The organism is Nocardia shimofusensis NBRC 100134 (genome assembly GCF_001613125.1).
Classification (GTDB): domain Bacteria; phylum Actinomycetota; class Actinomycetes; order Mycobacteriales; family Mycobacteriaceae; genus Nocardia; species Nocardia shimofusensis.
Genome location: NZ_BDBT01000064.1, coordinates 1 through 2,470, shown reverse-complemented (window position 1 = coordinate 2,470; position 2,470 = coordinate 1). Strand labels below are relative to the sequence as shown.

The window sequence follows — 2,470 nt, the reverse complement described above, 5'->3', positions numbered from 1 at the left end:
CCTCGGTGAAGTGGATTCGGTGCATTCCGCTTCCGGCTATGTCTGGTCGTGGGCGTCTGGTTGGGGTAGAGCCCAACCGAGCATGAGCGATGGTGGCTCTGCAACGCCCGGTGCTGGGAATGATTCGGGCGTCGTACCGCCCTGACCAGTGGAGTCTTAGACCTCAGTTTGACGTCGGCCTGCGGCCCGCTGGGCCTGGTGCTCGTCGACTGCCCTGTGTCCGAGCCGGTGAACCGGGTCGAGCCCTGGAGTGCAGGTCGCGATTCGCTGTCCCTTCGGGTCCCCCGATCCCTGGCCACCGGAAAGAGGGCCTCACCAGGGTAGCGGCTGCACTCGCCTCGGCTGCTGCGATCGTGGTGCCCGGCAGAAGGTTCCCAAGGCACATCCGGGTTATCGCAACGCGTTGTTGATGGCCTTGAACAGCTTGTCGACGCCGGCCTGCTCATCTGAGGTGAGGTCGAAGATGGCGTGCGAGCTGATCCAGCGCACGAAGGCGCGGACGAGCTTGTACTTCGAGAAGCCCGTGATCTCCTTGGTGAAGATGTCAACGATCGGCCGGCCGGGCTGAGAACTCGCGATCGCGGTGACGTCCCAGCCCAGCTCGCCCTTGGCGACCTGAACGAGGGTGTCGCGCAGAAGGTCTTCGATCTCGGCCTTGGCGACCGTGCCGCTGGAGTAGTCCTTGGTCCGCAGGATCTGTTTGGTGGTGAGCAGCTGGACCAGCTCGTCCTGCTTCGCTGCCTTGTCGCCTGCCTGGTCGGAGTCCAACAAGGCGGCGACCTTCAACTTCTGGCTGCGCAGGAGGGTGACGTAGTAGAGGACCTTGCTCGCGCTGTTGGCTGGCACGATCGCGATCGTGGACTTCAGCCCCGCACCGTCGGCGGTGAGCGCGGCGTTGAGGGCCTCGATGTACATCATGTCTGTCACACCCTCGCAGACCAGATTGCGCGGCTGACCAAACAGGCTCTGGGCGAGTTCATAGCCGAGGGCGGCCTGTAGCGGGTAGATCGAGCGGGGATCGTCGACCGAGAGCCGGGTGTGGACCTTGGTGCCGGTCGTGCGATCGGTCATCTCGACGATGCGGACGAGGTTGAGTTCGTCGGTGCCGACCATGAACGGTGAGTGGGTGGTGTAGATGACCTGGTTGTCCTCGGCCAGCCGGGTGGCGGTCTTGCGGAACTCCTGCTGCTTGAGCGCGTGCAGGCTCATGCCGGGCTCATCGAGCAGCAGAATCGCGTTCTTGAGGTCTCCGCTGGCCTGGGCCTTGAACACGACGAAGAACGACACAAGCCAGCGGAAGCCCTCGCTGCGCTGGTCAAGTTCCACCTCCACGCCGAGGTCATCGACGACGACGACCTTCAAGTACTGGCCGTCGGCGGCGAGCCGCAGCTGGACGTTCTCATCACCCCAGACCTCCCGGATCGACCTGGTGAGGTCCACGCTGGCGGAGTTGAGGATGTGCTGCCTCTGATCCAGCTTCTCCTCGTACTGCTTGTGTGCCGCTTGGTATCCGGCGGTCTCACGACCGCCGTGGTGACTTGGGTCGGGTTCGCCTTTCGCGAGGTCGGACAGCTCCTCGGCGGTCAGCCCCAGGAGCTTGAGAAGGCACAGGTTGCCGAAGTCGTACCCGGGATCGATGTCATCGCTTGCTTGCCGTGCGGCTAGGGAGGCCAAATTGATTCGAGGATGCACCGTAAAGTACGTCGAGTAGTACACGAACAGTGGCACGCGATCGTGTACTACGCTGCCTGCCTCGATAATCCGGTCGGCGTACCCGACCGCCGCCTCCAACCGGGCGTAGCGCTCCTCCTCGGTGGAGTTGCCCTCCTCGATGAGGGGAAAGGCCGAATCCAGCCACGCTGAGAGCTTCTTTGCCTCCTCCCCTCGGATAACAGTCCCGCTTGTCCAAGATTTAGTCAGGGCATCGAGTTCGGCGACAACGGCGTCGCTATCCTCCTGCTTCGCCAGGTAAGCCCGGAAGCGCTTCAGGTCCGCCTGGATCTCGCCAAATTTCGACCAGAGCTTCGCGGATCCGAAGTCCCAAGACCGGTGGTTGTCGAGGTAACGGTAGACCCTGTACTCGGAGACATCGGTGGCCTCGGGTGCAACCTCCAAGATGAGCTGGCGCTCGGGCTCGGTCAGGGTGAACGTCGCCACCGTCACCGCGACCTGCGACGGGGACAACGCTCCACGCTGAATGTCTGTGACGTACCGAGCGCGCGGATAATCTCGTAGCGGCGAGAACTTCTCGGTGTCCTCGGGAGCGTTGATCTGCTGCAGAGCTCGAAGGAGTGCGGTCTTTCCCGCCTCGTTGACGCCCACAAGCAATGTCTTGCCCGGATCGATCTCGAACTCCCCGCTGTCGTTGATCGAGCGGTAGTTGGTGGTACGTACTCGGCTCAGAAGCACGGGTTCCCCCTCGCGGCAAATCGGCTCCGAACAACACTAGTCCAGCAACTCCCAGCTACCT

Annotated in this window: 1 protein-coding gene; it reads right to left on the bottom strand. The window is 62.9% G+C overall.

What is annotated here, in order from left to right:
- Positions 1 to 390 precede the first annotated feature (390 nt).
- A complete protein-coding gene (locus NS3_RS28050) occupies positions 391 to 2,409 on the bottom strand; it encodes an AAA family ATPase (RefSeq protein ID WP_067866056.1) in 2,019 nt (672 codons plus the stop codon).
- Between the last annotated feature and the right edge of the window lie 61 nt (positions 2,410 to 2,470).